16 protein-coding genes are annotated in these 18,858 nt (G+C 65.7%); 6 read left to right on the plus strand and 10 right to left on the minus strand.

Annotated features, from left to right (window positions below):
* The first annotated feature begins 11 nt into the window (after positions 1–11).
* Entirely contained in the window at positions 12–1,415 is a 1,404-nt protein-coding gene (locus VSR72_RS14965; RefSeq protein WP_342953114.1) for an MFS transporter, read from the plus strand.
* An 80-nt stretch (positions 1,416–1,495) separates the two neighbouring features.
* Positions 1,496–2,410: a LysR family transcriptional regulator gene (locus VSR72_RS14970; protein WP_342953115.1), complete on the plus strand. Its 915-nt coding sequence runs from the start codon at positions 1,496–1,498 to the stop codon at positions 2,408–2,410.
* Between the two features lie 12 nt (positions 2,411–2,422).
* Here VSR72_RS14970 and VSR72_RS14975 read toward each other — a convergent pair whose 3' ends face one another.
* From VSR72_RS14975 to VSR72_RS14990, 4 genes are read right to left on the minus strand one after another with little or no spacing between them, the layout of a single operon-like run.
* Positions 2,423–3,319 carry a transporter gene (locus VSR72_RS14975; RefSeq protein WP_342953116.1) on the minus strand — a complete coding sequence of 299 codons (897 nt, stop codon included), beginning with the start codon at positions 3,317–3,319 and terminating at the stop codon, positions 2,423–2,425.
* Between the two features lie 36 nt (positions 3,320–3,355).
* Entirely contained in the window at positions 3,356–4,258 is a 903-nt protein-coding gene (locus VSR72_RS14980; protein WP_342953117.1) for an alpha/beta hydrolase, read from the minus strand.
* 18 nt (positions 4,259–4,276) lie between these two features.
* Positions 4,277–5,533 (minus strand): amidohydrolase family protein, encoded by a 1,257-nt coding sequence (locus VSR72_RS14985; protein ID WP_342953118.1) that lies wholly within the window; start codon positions 5,531–5,533, stop codon positions 4,277–4,279.
* Positions 5,534–5,567: 34 nt separating this feature from the next.
* A complete protein-coding gene (locus tag VSR72_RS14990; RefSeq protein WP_342953119.1) occupies positions 5,568–6,731 on the minus strand; it encodes an MFS transporter in 1,164 nt (387 codons plus the stop codon).
* Positions 6,732–6,939: 208 nt separating this feature from the next.
* Between VSR72_RS14990 and VSR72_RS14995 the strand changes: the two genes are divergently transcribed.
* The 4 genes from VSR72_RS14995 (at position 6,940) to VSR72_RS15010 (ending at position 13,571) form a co-directional block, all read left to right on the plus strand.
* Complete coding sequence (locus tag VSR72_RS14995) at positions 6,940–9,570, plus strand: alpha-L-rhamnosidase C-terminal domain-containing protein (protein WP_342953120.1); 2,631 nt, start codon at positions 6,940–6,942, stop codon at positions 9,568–9,570.
* 326 nt (positions 9,571–9,896) lie between these two features.
* Entirely contained in the window at positions 9,897–11,072 is a 1,176-nt protein-coding gene (locus VSR72_RS15000; protein WP_342953121.1) for a porin, read from the plus strand.
* Positions 11,073–11,257: 185 nt separating this feature from the next.
* Positions 11,258–12,535, plus strand: coding sequence for an MFS transporter (locus VSR72_RS15005; RefSeq protein ID WP_342953122.1), 1,278 nt, complete (start codon positions 11,258–11,260; stop codon positions 12,533–12,535).
* An 85-nt stretch (positions 12,536–12,620) separates the two neighbouring features.
* Positions 12,621–13,571 (plus strand): alpha/beta hydrolase, encoded by a 951-nt coding sequence (locus tag VSR72_RS15010; protein WP_342953123.1) that lies wholly within the window; start codon positions 12,621–12,623, stop codon positions 13,569–13,571.
* Positions 13,572–13,623: 52 nt separating this feature from the next.
* Here the strand turns inward: VSR72_RS15010 and VSR72_RS15015 are convergent, their stop codons facing one another.
* The 6 genes from VSR72_RS15015 to VSR72_RS15040 form a co-directional block, all read right to left on the minus strand.
* Complete coding sequence (locus VSR72_RS15015) at positions 13,624–14,730, minus strand: mandelate racemase/muconate lactonizing enzyme family protein (RefSeq protein WP_342953124.1); 1,107 nt, start codon at positions 14,728–14,730, stop codon at positions 13,624–13,626.
* On the minus strand, positions 14,727–15,527 hold the full coding sequence (locus tag VSR72_RS15020) for an NAD(P)-dependent oxidoreductase (protein WP_342953125.1): 801 nt from the start codon (positions 15,525–15,527) through the stop codon (positions 14,727–14,729). The genes VSR72_RS15015 and VSR72_RS15020 overlap by 4 nt, the downstream gene beginning before the upstream one ends.
* Positions 15,528–15,546: 19 nt before the next feature.
* Complete coding sequence (locus tag VSR72_RS15025) at positions 15,547–15,840, minus strand: Dabb family protein (protein WP_342953126.1); 294 nt, start codon at positions 15,838–15,840, stop codon at positions 15,547–15,549.
* Positions 15,837–17,285 (minus strand): aldehyde dehydrogenase (NADP(+)), encoded by a 1,449-nt coding sequence (locus tag VSR72_RS15030; RefSeq protein WP_342953127.1) that lies wholly within the window; start codon positions 17,283–17,285, stop codon positions 15,837–15,839. Before VSR72_RS15030 ends, VSR72_RS15025 begins: the two co-directional genes overlap by 4 nt.
* Positions 17,282–17,734 (minus strand): nuclear transport factor 2 family protein, encoded by a 453-nt coding sequence (locus VSR72_RS15035; RefSeq protein ID WP_342953128.1) that lies wholly within the window; start codon positions 17,732–17,734, stop codon positions 17,282–17,284. The genes VSR72_RS15030 and VSR72_RS15035 overlap by 4 nt, the downstream gene beginning before the upstream one ends.
* A 128-nt stretch (positions 17,735–17,862) precedes the next feature.
* Positions 17,863–18,807, minus strand: a complete 945-nt coding sequence (locus VSR72_RS15040; RefSeq protein ID WP_342953129.1) for an aldose 1-epimerase — start codon at positions 18,805–18,807, stop codon at positions 17,863–17,865.
* Positions 18,808–18,858 lie beyond the last annotated feature (51 nt).

Genomic DNA, 18,858 nt, shown 5'->3' on the forward strand with positions numbered 1-18,858 from the left:
GGAGACAAACCTTGGCAACACCCATCAATGTCAGGGAGGAGCTGGCGCACGCGCGCATCGGCGGCTTCCATCTGCGCTTCGCGGTACTCGTCGCCTTCATCATGTTTTTCGACGGCTACGATCTCTTCAACGCCGCCTATGTGATTCCGCTCGTGCGGCACCAATGGCAGCCGTCGCCTGCGATGATCGGCATCATGCTCTCCAGCGGCATTGTCGGGCTCTCGATCGGCTCGGTGCTGCAGGGCTTGATCGCCGACCGCATCGGCCGGCGCAAGGTGATGCTCGGCGCGCTGTGGACGCTCACGCTCTCTAGCGCCCTGCTCGCCACTGTCGTTCACTCCGCCACGAGCTTCGCGCTCGCGCGTCTCCTGATGGGCACCGCGCTCGGCATGGTCACGCCGCTCGCGCTCACCTGCATCAACGAGTGGGCGCCGCGCCGCAACGCGAACACCTTTGCGACGTGGGTGTTTCAGTTCGGCTTTTCCGCGGGCGGTATCTTCGCGGGCATCGCCGGGCTCACGCTCACGCCGCATCTCGGCTGGCAATCGCTCTATTTCGTCGGCGTGCTCTCGGCGCTGGTTGCGGCGGCTGCCATGAAATGGCTGCCGGAATCGGCCCAGTATCTTGCACTGCGCGGCCGCACCGACGAAGTGCTCGCGTTGCTCAAGGCCGCCCGCCCGGAGCGCGAGGCGGTCTATCGTGAAGGCCATATCCTGCCGATGCGCGCAACCTCGCGGCCCGGTTCGGTGCGCGATCTGCTTTCCGCCGAGTACCGTCGCAACACGCTGGTTCACTGGGTCGCGGGAGCGTTGAGCCTCTTTTGCATTCATGGCCTGACCGGCTGGCTGCCGACCATGGTCGTGAACAAGGGCGGCGGCGTATCGTCGGCATTCAGCTACGGCACGGTCGTCATGGTCGCCTCGGTGTTCGGCGGCATATCCATGGGCTGGCTCGCCGACCGCATGCATAGCCGCATTCGTGCGATGGTCGTGGGCTATATCGTGGCGGGCCTCTTTATGGCGGCGCTTGCCGTCACGCTCGGCAACGCAGGCTCGATGGCGCTGGTCGCGTGCGTGGGCTTCTTCATCTTCGGCGCGCAAGCGATCATGAACAACTACCAGGCCATGTGCTACCGCACGGAAATTCGCGGCACCGGCATGGGGGTCGCGGTCGGGTTGAACCGGATAGGCGGCATACTCGGGCCTGTTATCGTGGGCATCGTCGCTTCCATCAACCCTGATCCGGTGTGGACGTTCGCGTTGTTCACGGGCGCCTTGATTCTTGCTGCGGGTGTCATTGCGCTCGGCAAGACGGAAATCGCCGCGCTGCCGGCCTCGATGCAGAACGCCGCGAGCGCGCAGGACGACGATGCGCTGCCTTCGAACGCGCGGCATGATCCTGGCGTGGCGGGCTGAGCGCCAGCGACGGAACGGCCGGATCGTTTCGAATAACAAGGCCGCCCGACGAGGCGGCCTTTTGCATGGAGACGCAAGAGATGCGCTTTAATCGACTGGACCTGAACCTGCTCGTCACGCTCGATGCACTGCTGGACGAGCGCCGCATCACACGCGCGGCGGAGCGGCTGAACCTCAGCCAGTCGGCGATCAGCGGCATGCTCGCCAAGCTCAGGGAATATTTCGACGACGAGTTGCTGGTGCCGGTGGGGCGCAACCTGGAGTTGACGCCGCTGGCGACCGAACTGGTTCAGCCGGTGCGCGATTTGCTGCTCCAGGTGCAGACGATCGTCGCGATCAATCCCGAGTTCGAGCCCGCGAATGCGCGGCGGCACTTCAAGATCGCGACCTCGGACTATGTGATCAACGTGCTCATGCATCGGCTGATTCCGGTGATCGAGCCGCTCGCGCCGCACATCACGCTGGAATTCATGCCGCAAGTGGAAGATTCGGCGGAGAAGCTGCGCCGCGGCGAATACGATTTCCTGATCATTCCGGAGCCGTTCATCGCGCCGGATCATCCGAATCGGCCGCTCTTCGACGACAGTTATACGTGCGTGGTGTGGGAGGGCAATGAGAAGGTCGGCGCGCAACTGCAGAATGTCGAGCAGTTCGAAGCCCTCGATCATGTCGCTGCGTTGCTCGGATGGCCGCGCGCGCCGACCTACGACAGCCGCTATCTGGAAGAGCAGGGTATCAAGCGGCGCGTTCGCGTGACCACCTCGGACTTCTGCTCGATCGCCACTGCGCTCATCGGCACGCAGATGATCGCCACCATGCACCGGCGACTCGCCAACGAGCTTTCGCGCAGACTGCCGCTGCGGCTTGTGGAGCCGCCTGTCGCCATCCCTACCGTGAGGGAGTTTTTGCAGTGGCACGAATATCGGGAGAAGGATCCGTGCCACAGGTGGCTACGAGAACGGCTTGTCGAAGCGGCCGCCATGTTGGCGGCCTGAACGTCCTCGATCTTAGAACTTCACGAAGGCATTGAGCCAGACAAGATCGCCCTTGGCGGTATTGCGCGCATAGACCTGATGCTGCCAGGCGACATACGCCCCGTACTTCTGCGTGCCCCAGCCGACTTGCGGACCGATGGCCACATCGCGCACGCGGTAGCCATTCTCGTCGACCACGTTGCCGTTGAGCGTGTCGTTGGTCAGCTGGTTGTGCCAGTAGCCTCCTACGCCTGCGAAGAACCCATAGGGCAGGTGGTAGTTGAGCGCGTAGTCGAGATCGGTTTCGATACCCGACTTGTAGCCATCCGAGTGATTCTTCGCGTTGAAGATCACCTTGAACATGCCACTCAGTTCCCAGCCTCGCGCAAAAAACCAGCTCGCGGCGTAATCGGCTTGTAGCGCGTAGTAGTTGCGCCCCACGTTGACGGCGCGCGTGGCCTCGTAGGAGCCCGTTGGAATCACGGCCAGCAGCGAAACCATCTGGTGAAAGGTGGCGCTGTGCCAGCCAATGGACGGCCCGAACGACGTATCGCCGATACCGCTGTCATGGCCATTCGCGTAGAGCGAACTGAGCGTCGTATCGACATACGCGGAGGCAATCTCGAACGCCGTGTCCCCTCCTGCGATCTTGAAGTTCTCGAATACGTGCAAGTAACGCAGCGAATGCGCCTGCACGCGCAGATCGCCGTCCGGCAGTGAATTCTTGCCTTCGTTGTTCGGAAAGCTGTTCGCGTAGACCCACGTGTTGTAGTTGAGCAGATAATCGCCCGGGTCCTGCAGCACGCCGGAGGCAATGGTCTGCACGCCAATCGGCACGACCGTTCCGCCGCCTTCGGTGGCGTGCGCCGCACCAGCGAGGCATGCGGAAATCGTTAACGTTCGGAATGCGAAATAACAGGCCTTGTTCAAATCCGTGTCTCCATGTGTATTGTGGTTATGGGTGTTTTAGTGCTGCTGCAGGAAGTCGAGCAGGGTCGATGCGAGTTCGTCGTCGGCGGTGTTGATGGCTTCGAGTTGGGACAAATGGTTGTGGCCGCGAATCACGGCGACGTCAGGATCGAACCCGTGTTGCATGGTGAGCCGCGCAAACAGTTCGCCGGCCTGGATCTGCATTTGCGGCGGGTCGAGTTCGGCCCAGGTAATGAGCAGCGGGAACGCTTCGCTGTCGACGTTCTCCACGGTCGACATGGCGGGGTAGCACGCGAAGTCGCTGCCGAAATACGCCTCGTTGCGCGGGTCGGGGCTCGGAATCCCGAACTGCCGGCGCGCGAGCTTTTCCAGTTGCACGTTGTAGACGCCGGAGACGAGCAGCGCGGCGCGCGGCGCGCTCACGTCTGCCGGCCGAAAGCGCCGCATGAGCGTGGCGGCGGCGACGTGCGCCGCGCCCGCGGATTCGCCCGCCACGTAAATGCGCTGCGGGTTGGCGCCGAGCGCTTCGGCGTTGGCGTGCGCCCATGCCCATGCCGCCGCGACGTCCTGAGCGCCGGCCGGCCAGCGGTGCGCCGGGCCGAGGCGGTAGCTCGGGACCACCGTGACAAAGCCCGCCCGCGCGAACCGCCAGCCCACGTTGGCGCGATCGCGGCGGTCGCCGCGCACGAAGCCGCCGCCGTGCACAAAGAGCAGCAGCGGACGGCCCGTCGTGTCGCCCGTGGTCGGCAGATAGACGTCCAGCTTGTGGCGTTCGTCATCGCCATAGGCAATGTCGTGGCGCACTTCGGCGCCGTCTTTGCGCTGTGTCTCGCGCAAGGGCGCGTACCAGCTTTTCACCAGCGGCGGATCGATCACGGCGCCCGTCGTGCGGATCAGCCGTGCGAGTTCATCGGCGGTCGGTAGATCGTTCTGGCTCATCGTCATGTGCTCCTTCGTTCAGCGCGCGGCGCGCAGTGCGTGCGGCGTCTTGTGGAAGCGGCCGTCCTTCATGATGCCCGTCAGCCGCCGCTTGTCCTGGAGGATGGCCACGTCTTCGGTCGGGTCGCCGTCGACGATCAGCAGGTCGGCGAGATAGCCGGGGGCGATACGGCCAAGCTCGTCGGGCATGCCCATCAGCGCGCCGCCCAGCGCCGTGGCCGCATGCAATGCCTCAGCAGGCGAATAGCCGAACAGCTCGACGAAGAGCTGAAGATCGCGCGCGTTGCGGCCATTCGGATTGAACGGGAAACCGTAGTCGCCGCCGGGCAGCACGCGCACGCCGCGGCGGCGCAGTTCCGGCACGAGGCGTTGCTGCAGTTCGCGCACTTCGGCTGCGCTGCGCTTCATGTGCGTCATGTCGAAGTGGGGCGGCGGGGAGGCGTCGAGCGTCGCCTGAATGATGCCGATGGCGGGCGCCACGAAAATGCGCTCGCGGGCGGCCTCCAGCATGTCGAGCGCTTCTTCGTCGGCGTAGGTGCAGTGGTAGAGCACGCGAAAGCCGTTGCGCAGCGCCATCTTCACGGCCTCGGCCGCCTGTGCGTGCGCGGCGAGCCACACGCCCGCCGCCGCGGCTTCGTCGCCTGCCGCCTTCGCTTCGGCTTCGCTATACAGCAGTTGCTGCGACGCGCCGGGCTGCAATGCGTCTTCGCCCGAGAGCAGGAACTTCACCGAGCGTGCCCCCATCTCCGCGCAAGAGCGCACGAACGCACGCACGGCTTCCGGTCCCACGCCGTGCGGGTCCACTTCACCCGGATTGAGTTCCTGCTCGTCGGCGGCGACCGGCGGCGTGCGCTCGATCGAGGACGCCACGAGCCGCGGGCCGGGCATGCCGCCGCTCTCGATCTGCTCGCGCAGCGCGACTTCCACGCGCTTGCTCAGCGACCCCGCCGAATAGGCGCTCGTAAAGCCGTGATCGAGCAGGATGCGCGCGTTGCGCGCCGTGGTGAGCACGAGTTCTTCGGGCGGCAGCGCCATGCCGGGCACGAACTTCTCGACCGAGCTGGGCCAGGACAAATGCGCGTGCGCCTCGACGAGGCCCGGCATCAGCGTTGCGCCGCCACAGTCGTAGATGTCGTCGCCATTGAGTGCAAGCGAAGGCGCAGAGGTCGACGCCAGCGCGGCGATGCGGTTGCTCTCCACGCGCACCTGCGAAGGAAAGGGAGCGGATCCGCTGCCGTCGAATACACGAACGTTGTTGAAGACGATGCCTGCCATTTTCGGAACCTCGAATGAATTGCCAGAGTGAAAGTCAACGTGCCGGGGGCAGGTCGAAACGGGTCTGCACGACGTCGAGCGCGCGCAGACGGCTGAAAAACAGGAAGCTGACGAGGCCGATCAAGACCGCCGCCACGCCGATCGCACCAAAGCCGGAACGCACGATCAGCACGCCGCCAAGCAGCGGCCCCACGGCCGAGCCCGCCATCAGCATGGCCGGTGTGTAGGCGAGCGCGCGGCCGGTCGTGTCCAGCTTTGCGAGCAAGCCGAACAGAAACGTGTGCGTGAAGATCATCGCGAAGACCCAGAGGCTCGTGGCGAGCGCATAGGGCGCGAACGACGACGTGCTGCTGATGACCCATGCGAGGACTGCCTGTGCGACAGGACCCGCCAGCGCCACATTGCGCGCGTCGAGCTTGCGCTGAAGCAGCGCGGCTAGCACGGGCGGCAGCAAGTTCACGAGTCCGACCGCCACGAGCACGGCGTTCACGTGCGCCTCCCCAAACCCGCGAGCGAGACCAATGCGCTGCACGAAGCTGAACACCATGGCCTGGTTGATCGCCATGAACACGATGCCAATGATTGCGCTCCAGCAGCCGCGCCCGAGCCTGGTGCCTTGCACGGCGCGGTGCTGCGCCGCTTCGGCGCCTTGCTCGCGAGTTGGCCAGGCGAGCGCAAGCGCGACGGCGGCGACGGCAGAAAGCCCGACGAACACGATGAACAGCGTGGCGCCGCCATGTACCGCGACGAGCGCCGGCACGGCGGCGAAGTACACGACGCCGAAAATCGCGAGGGCGAGGTGGCTCAGCGCGAACAGGCGATGCGGATTGGCCGTTCTGCCAATCGCGCCGTGCGCGACGGACAGCCCGCAGCCCACGCCGGCTCCCGCAACCGCGTGCGCGCCCAGCATGCCGGCGAAAGTCGTGGCGTGCGCGGCCACGCCGAATCCGCACGCGGCCAGGGCGAAGCCCGCTGCGGCGGTCAGTCGGCCGGGCAGGCGGGTAAACAGCGGCGCAATGCAGGCCGAACAGATCACGGCGCATGTCAGGTAGGCCGTGGCGAGCGCACCCGCTCGCTGGGCGTCGAACTGAAAATGTTGGATGAGCGTATTGACCCACACGGGCAGGGCGACCAGATCGATCATTCCCGCCACGTGGGCGACCACTAAAGCGCCATTCGATCCGCGGCGTGCCGGCATTTTTGTCTCCAATTTATTGATTTCGCGCAAAGCGTGACGCGTGCCGAGAGTGTAGGGATTCGCTGCTTTCCCGGCCGACGTGTTTTGCGATGCGACATATCGCGATTTCCGTGGGATCGACGTGCGGGACTCGGGCAAGCTCCGTATTCCGTATCGCGCCCGCAGCACCCGGCGGCGCGTTCGATCGAACACAACAAAGGAGACAGCGATGCCGAGGCATCCCGGAGACAGGCGCTTTCCTGCGCAACCGAGCGCCGCATTGGCCGCGACACTCACGGCGGCACTGATGGCCGCTGCGCTGACGCTAGCAGCGTGCGGTGGCGCCAGCACCAGCGCGGACAACACGACCCCATGGCCTGCGAGCGTGAGCGCGGCGAATTACCTGGCCGACACGGGCAACGTGCGGCCGGTCAAGGTCGTGAGCGTATCGGGCTCGGTCACGGGCGCCGATTCGCTGCTTTCGGGCGGCGCGGTGACGCTCAAGTACACGGCAGGCGGCACGCCGCCAACGGTCGTGCTGGACTACGGCCATGAAGTGGGCGGCTTGCCGAGTTTCGGCGTCGCAGCCGAGACCGGCGAGCCCACACTCTCGGCCACGTTCAGCGAAAGCTACAAGAACGCCGCGACCGGCGATGTGAGCGCCGGCCTGACCGTCTCCGTCGATCCGCAGCGCACGAGCCTCTATCCCGTCGCTGCCGCGGGCGCGATCAAGGCCCGCGCGGTGCAGGGCGGCGAGCGCTACGAAACGCTTTCGCTTGCCACGCCGGGCGAGGTCACGCTTAACAGCGTCGCGATTCAATCGCTCTATACCGCGCCGACATCGGCCACGCAGGGAAGCTTCGTTTCCAGCTCCGATGTGCTGAACCGCATCTGGACGGCGGGCGCGTATACCGTGGAGATGGACCGGCTGGCCGCAGCGGCGCTTCCGCTTGCGTGGCAGGTGACGGCGGACGGCGTGACGATCGGCACGAGCGGCACGGGCATCGTGCAGAAGAGCGGCACCTGGCCCGCCGACTACGCGATGGCCTTCGATGTGCGCGTGGACACCAACAGCGCGGGCTGGACAATGCGCGATTCCGGCAATCTCACGAGCCTGCGCTTCGTGCTGCATTCGGCGAGCGACACGCAAGGCACGCCCAATACGCTGGAACTCGACGCCTACAGCACCTTCGCGGGCGGCACGATCAAGCTGGGCAGCTTGCCCATCGCGGCGGGCGTGGCGACGGGCACCTGGCATAGCGTCACGACCTCGCTGAGCGGCAATCAGGTCGGCGTGACGCTGGACGGCGCGAGCCTCGGCACGCTGGACGCCTCCGGCGCATCCTCCGTACTGCTGACCAATTACGGCAGCGCAGGATTTTTCAACGTGCCCGCGAGCCAGGCTACTTACCGGAATCTGGCGATTACGACGAGCGGCGCTTCGCTTTATGCCAACAGTCTGGAGACGGCCAGCGCGCTCGACGACTTTTCCGCGAATACAAACGCGCTGCCCCTACTGATCGATGGTGCAAAGCGCGACCGGACCGTGTGGTCGGGCGATATCGCGGTGGAAGGGCCGACGTTGTTCTACACGACTGCGCAAAGCGACGCCGTGGCGGCTTCGATTCAGTTGCTGGGCAGTTATCGGCTGGCGAATGGCGAAGTCTCGACCACGCATAGCCCACAAGATCCGCTGATTAGCGGCGCCGCCGATCCGTATGGTTCATCGAGCTTTTATTCGGCGCAGTACTCCATGTATTTCATCGCGATCCTGCACGACTACTATCTGTACACGGGAGACGCTACGCTCCTGAAAGCGCAGTGGAGCGCGGCGCAGGGAGAACTGGGTTATCTGCAGACCCTGGTCGATGCAAACGGCCTGATTTCCGTCGATGCGAGCAACGCGCAGGACTGGCTGCCGAACTTCGCGAGTCCTGTCGTAGGCGAAGTCACCGCGACCAATCTGCTGTACTACCAGGTATTGAGCCAGGCCGCGGATCTCGCCACTGCGATCGGCGATTCGAGTACTTCGGCGACCTATGCGCAGCGGGCGGCCGCGCTGAAGCAGGCCATCAACACGCGCCTGTACAACGCCAGCAACGGCTACTACGGTATGAGCGCGGCCAATCTCACCGCCGTTGCGCAGGATGCGAACGCACTCGCCATATCGACGGGGGTCGCGCCGCAAGGCAGCGCCTCCACGATCCTCGCGAATCTCGTGCAGCATCTGGCCAATCCGTACGGACGTCTCGCGTTTTCCGCCGACAGCGGCCGCACGGCAGTCGTGAGTCCGTTTGCCAGCGATATGGAAGCGCGCGCCCGGTTCGGGAGTGGCGACACGCGCGGCGCGCTCAGCCTGATCTCAACGCTCTGGGGCAACATGGTCGCGGCCGGCGACAATTACACCGGCACCACCTGGGAAGCGATGGGCACCGACGGCCTGCCGGTCAGCGCCCAGACGAGCCTGGCGCACGGCTGGTCGTCGGGCCCGACGTCGGCCATGTCGCGCTATGTGCTCGGCGTGCGGCCGGCGGCGCCGGGCTACAAGCAGTGGCTCATCAAGCCGCAACCCGGCGATCTTCAGTGGGCCGTGGGCACCGTGCCGACACCGTTCGGAGCGATTGGCGTGAAATGGGGCCGATCGGCGAGCGGTGCGTTCAGCGCGCAGATCGACGTTCCGGCGGGCACGACGGGGACCATCGCCATTCCTGCTGGCGGGACGGTCAAGGTCAATGGCGCGGTCACTCAGGCAACGTCCGCTTCGGATCTCGATCCCGGCTCAGTCGCAACGGACGGTGTGGCTTATCAATATCTCGACAAGGTCGGACCTGGCCATTATTCGATCGTAGTGGGCGGGTGATCGTGGCCTGGACGCTGCGATACCCTTGTTTTCAACACGCTCGCTGAGCGCCTCCTGATCGCCTCCTGATCGCTTGCCGGCCCGCCTGGCAACGCAGCCACCCTCTCGCGCGAGTCCCAGTTCCACGCACTGGGATTCGCCCCCGCGCCACGCCTTGTGGCGCGTTCTCATGACGTTGTCTTCCCCATAGGATGCTCCCGAGCGTGCGCCGATTGGCGCGCGCGTCGAGCCTTGCTTGTCATGTCGCGCGCTCCTCGATGACGCGGGCATGATGCGGCAACCGGAAAATATTTCGTCATACGAACAAAATATTCAGGAGACAGTGCGTGAAGAAACCGCGCATCAAACTAATGAGCGCAGCGGCCAGCGCCTTGGCATTTGCCGTGCCGATGGCGGCCCATGCCCAAAGCAGCGTGACGTTGTACGGCGTTCTCGACGCCGGCTTTCTCTACGTGAACAACGTGCACGGCTCGCAGCAGTACGCATTGTCGGCGGGCTGGTTCCAGGGCAACCGCTGGGGCCTCACGGGCGTGGAGGATCTGGGCGGCGGCTACCAGGCGATCTTCCGGCTGGAAAGTGGCTTCTCGCCGCTGAACGGCTCACTGAGCCAGGGCAATGCCTTGTTTGGGCGCCAGGCCTGGGTGGGCATTGCGAGCCCGTATGGCACGCTCACGCTCGGCCGCCAGTACGACGCCATCGTCGATTACGTGGAGCCCGCGCGTGCGAGCACCGCCTTGCTCATCAACCATCCCGCCGAATTCGACAACCTCGGCAACGACTACCGCCTGAACAACGCCGTCAAGTATGCAAGCGTGAGCTATGGCGGCGTCAAGTTCGGCGGCCTCTTCAGTGCGGGCGGCGTGGCCGGCAACTTCGCGCAGAATCGCGCCTGGTCGCTGGGCGCTTCCTACGCGCATGGGCCGCTCTATTTCGGCGCTGCGTACCTGAATGCGCGCGACCCGAACTTCTCGTACTACGGCAACAACCCGGCTTCGAGCACGACGGGCAGCAACATGTCGTCGTATCGCATCTTCTCGGGCTATGCGTCCGCGCAGACGCTGGAAACGATTGCCGCCACGGTGGGCTACACGAGCGGCCCGGCAAGCGTCGCCGCCACCTATACGAACGTGCGTTTCTCCGGGCTCGGCGCGCACGCCGCGCTCGACACAAGCGGCTATCGCGGCACCGCCGCGTTCAACACGGCGGAACTTGCGCTCGGCTACTGGTTCACGCCGGCGTTCAAGTTCGGCACGTCGTATCAGTACATCCACGGCGCGCCTGTGGGCGAGGGCGGCGCGGGCCGCGTGACTTACCACGAAGCCGATGTGTCGCTCGATTACTACCTCTCCAAGCGCACCGACATCTACGCGCTGGTGATGGCGCAGCAGGCTTCGGGCAAGGACTCGACGGGGCAAGCGGCCGTCGCACAGTTGTGGGCGCTCTCGGCGTCTTCGACGAACCGGCAGATTGGCGCGGTAATCGGCATGCGGCACAAATTCTGAGCCCGGTTTCCGGGCGTGTCCCAGGCGCCCCGAGCGCCACAGTTCCACGGTCTGGGACAACGCCTCGAACGATCGAAGGGCCTCATGCCCGCTGGCTCGCGGCAGCCACTACGATGCACATCGAGGCTGCCGCGCAAGACACAGTCGACGTAGTCGGTCAAAACAACGGATGGAGACAGGAAGCGATGAAATTTCGCGGACAATATCGTACGACCATTCTGGCGATGCTCCTGCTCGCCACGGTCATCAACTACATCGACCGCTCGGCGCTGTCGATCGCCATGCCCTTCATCACGCGCGATTTTCATCTGAGCGCGAGCGAAAAAGGCGTGATCTTCGGCGCGTTTTCGATCGGCTATGCGCTGTTCAATTTCCTCGGCGGCTACTTCTCGGACCGCTTCGGCGCGCGGCGCGTGCTGAGCGTGTCGATGACGGGCTGGTCCATTGCTTGCGGCCTCACGGCGGCGGTGTCCGGCTTCTGGTCGATGCTGCTCGTGCGCATCGCCTTCGGCATGGGCGAGGGGCCGAACGCGGCCACGGCGAACAAGGTCGTGAACACGTGGTTCCCCGTTGGCGAACGCGCCACGGCGGCGGGCATCGGCCAGGCAGGCGGCCCGATCGGCGGCGCGCTCGCGGGTCCCATCGTAGGCTTTCTTGCGCTCGCGTTCGGCTGGCGCGCGTCGTTCATGGTGATGGCCGTGCTCGGCATCCTGTGGGCCGTCGCGTGGCGCCGTCTTTCGACTGAAAACCCCGCGCAGCATGCACGCGTGAAGCAGGCCGAACTCGCGCATATCGAAGCGGGCCAGGAAGCCGTGAAACCGCGCACGGGCGCAAAGGTCTCGATCCGCGAAGTGATCACCACGCGCGCCGTGCTTGTCACGGGGATCTCTCTCTTTTGCTACAACTACATCCTGTTCTTCTTCATCTCGTGGTTCCCGAGCTATCTCGTCGATGCGAAGAACATTAGCCTCAAGGACATGAGTCTCGTGAGTTCGCTGCCGTGGATCACCGGCGCGATCGGCTTTCTCTCGGGCGGGTTTCTCTGCGATGCGATATACAAGCGCACCGGCCGGCGCATGTTCTCGCGCAAGGTCGTGCTGGTGACCTCGTTGTTGATCGCGGCTGCGTGCATCATGCTGACGGGCCTGGTCGACTCGGTCTGGACCGCGGTGGGCGTTATGACGATTGCTATCGGACTGTTGATGCTCGCTGCACCCGCGTACTGGGCGATGATTCAGGACAGCGTGCCGCGTCATCAGGTGGGTACGGCCAGCGGCTTCATGCATGCGCTCGCCAATTGCTCGGGCATTATCGGGCCGGCTATCACCGGCGTGCTGATCCAGAGCACCGGGAGCTTCGTGAGCGCCTTCGTACTTGCTGGTGTTGTCGGCCTCGTAGGCTCGCTGATTCTCGCGTGCTTCGTGGATAGCAGCGATCGCCTGCCGGAACCGACGCTGGCCTGACGCGCACGCGCGCCTCACGCTCCGCGTTCTCCTCTTGCGCATGTTCCGGACGGGGGCATGCGCTTTTTTCTTTCTGGCAACGTTCATGAACCTCACTGAAGCATCGCCCTTGAGCGAAGGCATGCGCGCCTTCATCCGAACGGCTGCGAGTTTCCAGAGCGCCAGCGACGACTGGCCCTCACGCCGCGCCGCGTTCGCGCGCCAATGCGCCTATTTCACCCGGCCCGCAAAACGCGCGCTCGTGGTGACGGACCAGCGCATTGGCGGCGTGATGACACGTTGCTATCGTCCCGCGGCGCTTGCGCCCGAGCGCGGCTGGCCCGTGCTCGTGTTCTTTCACGGCGGCGGCTGGAGCACGGGCAGCCACACGACGCACGACTGGTTCGCGCACGCGCTGATCGAACGCGCCGGCCTTGCGGTGCTCGCGATCGACTATCGCCTCGCGCCCGAGGCATCGTTTCCCGCGCCGCTCGACGATGGGCTCGCGGTGTGGCACGCGCTCTCCGGGGCCGGCTTGCCGCTCGATCCCGCTCGCCGTGCCGTGGCGGGCGACAGCGCAGGCGGCACGCTCGCGGCGGCGTTGTGCATTGCCTTGCGCGAACGCCGCGAAGCGCAGCCGCTTGCGCAGGCGTTGCTCTATCCGGTGCTCAGCGCCGACGAGACGTTCGCCTCGGTCGCCGAGCACGCGCACGCGCCCATGCTCACGGCGCGCGGGCTTGCCGCATCGATCGCGCTCTATGCGCCCAACGAGCGCGATCGCCATGCGCCGCTTGCCATGCCGCTCGAATGCGACGACTTCTCGCGTCTCGCACCCGCGCTCATCGTGGCCGCGATGGAGGACGTATTGCGCGATCAGGGAATCGAATACGCGGCGCGTTTGCGTCAGGCGGGCGGGCACGTCGAGCTGTATCGCGGTCATGGTCTCGTGCACGCCGCCTTGCGCGCGACCGAACTGGACGAAGTGGCGCAGTGCTACGACAGGCTCGCGCGATTTCTGGCCCAACGCGGTGTGGCGCATTCTCGCGAGCCGCAATGAAAAACGGCGAGCATTGCGCTCGCCGTTCAAGGGTACGGGTACTCAAGCACGCTCATCGCGCGCGCACGAATCGCGATACGACTGCCTCGTCGGGCGCAAGGCCCAGGCCCGGCGCATCGCTCAGGCGGAATCGGTGACCGTCGCGAATCGGCGCAAGGCCGATCAATTCGGCAGCCGGTTCGACGTAGTGATATTCGACTTGCAGCGCTGCGTGCGCGCGTCGGTACGCGGTCGCGAGATGCAGCGTCGCGATGAAGCCGGGCCCGAAGTAGGGGCTGTGCGGCATCACGCCAAGTTTCGCCTCGCGCGCAAGCGACATGATCTCGACGAACTCTGTGATGCCGCCGACCTTTGTCACGCTCGGTTGCAGATAGTCCACCGCGCCCACCTCGACGGCCTGCCTGAACTGCATGGCGGTGCACCAGTTCTCGCCCGCTGCGACCGGCACGCCGTGCGAGCGCAGGCCCGCGAGGCGCGTGAAGTCTTCGGGCGGAAAGATCGGCTCCTCGACCCAGGCAATGCCGTCGAGTGCGCGCAGGCGTGCGATGTTCGCGTTGGCGAGCGCATCGCTCCACGCGCAATTCACATCGACGGAAACGGGAGCGCGCCCCGCGACGCATGCGTGTGCTGCTTCGATCACGTCGATCGCGGTTTCGTGCAGCTTGATGTCGCGATAGCCTTGCTCGAGCGCGCGTTCGCAAAACGCGGAGGTGACCCGCGCATCGCCGTAGCCCACGAGGCTCGCGTAGGTCGTGAGCGAGACCGCCTCAGTGCCGCCCAGCAGTTTCCACAAGGGCGCCTTGGCACGCTTCGCGGCAAGATCCCAGAGCGCCATGTCCACGCCCGAAATCGCGAACATCGTGATGCCGTATCGCCCGAAAATATGCAGCGCGCGCTGCGTGTCGCGCGACCAGGCCTCGATCGAGTCGAGCGTCGCGCCTTCGGTGAGCGGCTTCACGCGCGTCTCGACCACGCTGCGCACGGCGTCGGCCACGAAATAGCCGAATGCCTCGCCCCAGCCCACGTTGCCTTCGGTATCCTCCACGCGGATCAGCACGGTTTCGAGCGTGCGCCACGCGGACGGCGCGGGTCCCAATGCCTCGCGGCCATCCTCGAACGGAATCTCGACGACGCGGGCCTCGACCGAGCGGACCTTCATTGCGGTGTCCTGACGATGAGCGGCTGTGGCACATACGGGCCGCCCACGAAGTCCGCGCCCGCCGAGGGCGGCATCGCCTCGCGCGCCACGAAAGCAGGCGAGAGATGATCGATTGCCGAGTCCTGCGGCGCGTAGCCCAACTCTACAGCGCGCGAGTTGTCGAAGAACGGCGCGGGGCAGCGCGAGACGCCATAAACCACGTCGTGTGTGATATCCGCGTGCTCGAAGCCGATGCGGATGAGCTGGGCGAGATCGCGCCCGCTCACCCAGATGTGCTGGCGGCGGCCGTCGGCGACCTGCTCGTCGGCGTTGCCGATGCGGATCGAAAGCGCCTTGAGGCCGTGCCGGTGCGCGTAGAGTGCACAGGCCGCTTCGCCGAACACCTTGCTGAGGGCATAGAAGCCATCGGGCGCGACGCTCGCTGCGTCGCCTGCGAAGCCGTCTACGCGATGCTGGCCGAGCACGTGGTGGCTGCTTGCGAACACGAAGCGGCCAATGCCGTATTCGCGGCAGGCGTCGAGCAGATAGAGCTGCGCGCGATAGTTGGCGTCGAGCGTGGCCTCGAAGTCGATGTCGAGGCTATATGCGCAGGCCAGATGCAGGATGCCGTCCACACCTTCGGACGCGCGGCGCACGGCGTCGCGATCGGTGATATCGCCCACGAGCGCGGTCTCGTTCGGCGCGAGGTCGCTCGCCGCGCGCAGATCGAGCAGGCGCAGGTCGTAGTGCTCGCGCAGCCAGGGGCGCACGCGCTTTGCTACGCCGCCCGCCGCGCCCGTCACCAGTATCGTTTTCATCGGTTAATCCTTTGCGTTGCTATCGAGTGTAGTCGCAGGCGACCCATTCGAAGTAAGTCTTCAGGTCCGCAACGAGCGCCTGGTGCGCGGGATGCGGGAGGTAGCGCTCCACAGCCTGCGCATCGTCGAAGCTCGCCTCGAGCAGGTAGTCCCAGCAGATCGGGCGCGCCAGTTCGTTGGCCGAGACGCGCCAGTCGCGGATGAAGTCGATTTCGCGCTCCAGGTTGCGCATGCGCTCAACCAGCGCCGCTTCGCGATGCGCGTCTTCAGCCACGTGCGCAAGGCGGCGGAACATCACGACATGTTGCATCATGCGGCGGCTCCTGCGCGATTCGCTTCGATGGCCCACTGTGGCGCGTCTTGCAGCGCGACGGGGCGCAGGAAGCGCTCGATGGCGGCATAGCCAACCGATGTGGTCTGCGGCTGCGTGGAAGCGGGCCAGGGGCCGCCGTGCTGCTGCGCGTCGCAAACGGCAACGCCCGTGGGCACGCCGCCGAACAGCACGCGCCCCGCGATACGTTGCGAAGCGGCGGCAAGCGCGCGATTCGAAGCGGTATCCGCTTGCGCGCCCCAAAGCGTGACCGTGAGCGACCCTTCGATTGCGGCGAGCACGTCGAGCGTTTGCGCGTCGTCGCGCACCTTCACGACGAGCGCGGCTGGGCCGAACATCTCTTCGTGCAGTGCGGCGTTCGCAATGAACGAGGCAGCATCGGTTTCGTAGAGGCGAGGTGCGGGTGCTGCGGCTTCCGCGTCTTGCGCCGGCGCGGCCAGACGCACGATCACGCCGGATTGCGCGGCGATATGCGCGGCGGCGCTTTCGAAGCCGCGGCGCATGGCGGCCGTGAGCATCGCATGCGGCGTTTGCGCGGACAACGCCTGCGACAGTGCCGCGACGAAGCGCTCACCGTCTTCGTCGTCGCGCACGACGATCAGCCCCGGACTCGTGCAGAACTGCCCGCAGCCCACCGTGATCGACGCGGCGAGCGCTGCGGCGGGCGTCTCGACGCCTTCCGCAAGCGCTTGCGGCGACACCACGAGCGGATTGATCGAGCCAAGTTCGCCATAAAAGGGAATCGGCCGGCGGCGCGCATTCGCCGCGCGCCAGAGCGCCACGCCGCCTTGATACGAGCCCGTGAACGCCACCGCCGCGACGTCGGCATGACCGACGAGATGCGTCGCCGCTTCGCGCGAGGCCTGATCGACGAAAGCGATCGTGCCTTCGTGCAGGCCCTGGTCGCGCAACACACCCGCAGCGAGCGCGTGCACACGCCGCGAGAGTTCGGGATGGCCCGAATGCGGCTTCACGATCACGGTGCAACCGGCCGCGAGCGACGAGGCCGTATCGCCGCCGAGCACCGAGAACGCGAACGGGAAATTGCTCGCCGAGAACATCGCAACCGGGCCGAGCGGCACCAGGACGCGCGTGAGATGCGGGCGTCCCACGGGCGGCGCGCCGGGCACGGCGGCATCGTCGACCTGACGATGCGCAAGGCCCGCCTCGACACGCTCGGCAAAGCCGCGCAACTGAAACGCGGTGCGCGCGAGTTCGCCGTTCAAACGCGCGCCGCCGAGCGAGGTTTCTTCGTCGGCGAGGGCGACGAGCTGGGCGGCGTCACGCTCCAGCGCCTCCGCGAGGCCGCGCAGCAATGCGCTGCGCACGCCACGCGGCGCGTCACCGTAGAACGCTTGCGCATTGCGCGCGCGTGCAACGGCATCATCGATGCGCACAAAGGGCGCGACTTCGATCACTGTGCTCACGATTGCGCCTCCAGGTGATACCCGCGCACGGCGTAGTCGAAATCGACAAGTTCGTTGATTGCCACGCTCTTGTCGGCAGGCGAGGCGTAGTACGCGCGGATCTCCTTGATGCGCACGGTCTCGGGATCGAACACGTACCACTCGTCGCCGCGCAGCGCGGTGCCGGCCTTCGCCTTCCAGTGCGTCCACTCGATCACCGCTTCATGCGAGTCGTGCGAGACGAGGATCTTTTCGATGGTCCATTGCGAGCCCAGATGCTCGACGCACCATTGCCATTTGCGCGCGATAGTGTCGGCGCCACGCCAGGGCACGTCGGGCAGGCCAGCGGGGAAGTAGTGCACGGCGTCGGGCGTGAAGCACGAGACGAGCTTGTCGTAGTCGGCTTCGTTGCAGGCGTCGAAGTAGCGGCGAATCAGCGCCGCATAGCGGTTCGGATCGAAATCGGCCATGAGTGGCATGCCTCCTGGTGAAGCCCGCTGCATAGCACGCGGGCGGTGTTGGTGCGTCATGGAATACGCATTGACTCTGCCCGTCAGTGTAGAAGCGAGTGCGCGCCATGTTGGGCGGCGCGGCATGGTCATGAACGGGTGAGTTCCAGCATCTGGAACCTCAGCGGCGCTCTGCGGCCTTCGCGTTTCGGTTCCCACCCGAGCACCGTGCGCGCGGAGAAACTCGCGCCGGGTGCGAGCGTATGCGTGCCAGTGCCTTCAATGCCGCGTGCCGCGAAGTTGAAGCCGTTCGCTACGTGGCTCACGGGTTCGAGGCAGAAGAACGCCCCCTGGCGCGGCGTATAGGCGACGAGATGCGTGAACGGCGCTTCGGCCGTGAGGCGGACGGTGCCCGCGTCGCGCTCGATGCGCGCTTCGCCGGCCCATTCGCTGGCGTAGATTGCGCAGGGCTGTGCTTGCCAGGCTTCGTGCGAAAGTGTAGTGGCTCCTTCGACGGCGAAGGTGCGGCCCGTCGGCAGGAAGGTGTCGTCGAGTTCCCAGCGCCGCCGCGCGTCGAAATGAATGGTCGATGCGGCGTCGATGGCGAGGAACGGGTGCCAGCCGAGTCCCGCGGGCATCGCACTCGTGCCTGTGTTGCGCAACGCGAAGTGCACGTTGAGCCCATGCATGTCGAGATCGAACGCGATGCGCGCCTCGAACGGCCAGGGCCAGTGCTCACACGCTTGCGCGTCCAGCACGAGTTCCGCGCGTTGGGAATCGTGCGCGTGCGTGCGCCACGCGCAGCGCTGCGCATGGCCGTGCAACGTGTTCGGCAAATCGAGCGGATGAGGCGCGAGCGCATGTGTCGCGCCTTCGAATTCGAGGCGCGCGTGGGCAATACGATTCGAGTATGGGATCAGCGGATACGCGCCCGCCTTCGGCCAGCCGTGCTCGGGCGCGTCCCAGTCATGCAGCGGTACAACGAGGTCGGTGCCGTCGAGTGTACGCAGGCGGCAAAGCCGCGCGCCGAGATGCGGTGCGATTTCGGCTTCCAGTACGCCATTCGTGAGGGTGAGCCGGGCGGATTCGTTCATAGGTCGATGCGTCGATACGTCGATAAGGCGAAGTGGGCGCGTTCAGCCTGA

It is taken from the genome of Paraburkholderia sp. JHI869 (assembly GCF_038900775.1).
Classification (GTDB): Bacteria; Pseudomonadota; Gammaproteobacteria; order Burkholderiales; family Burkholderiaceae; genus Paraburkholderia.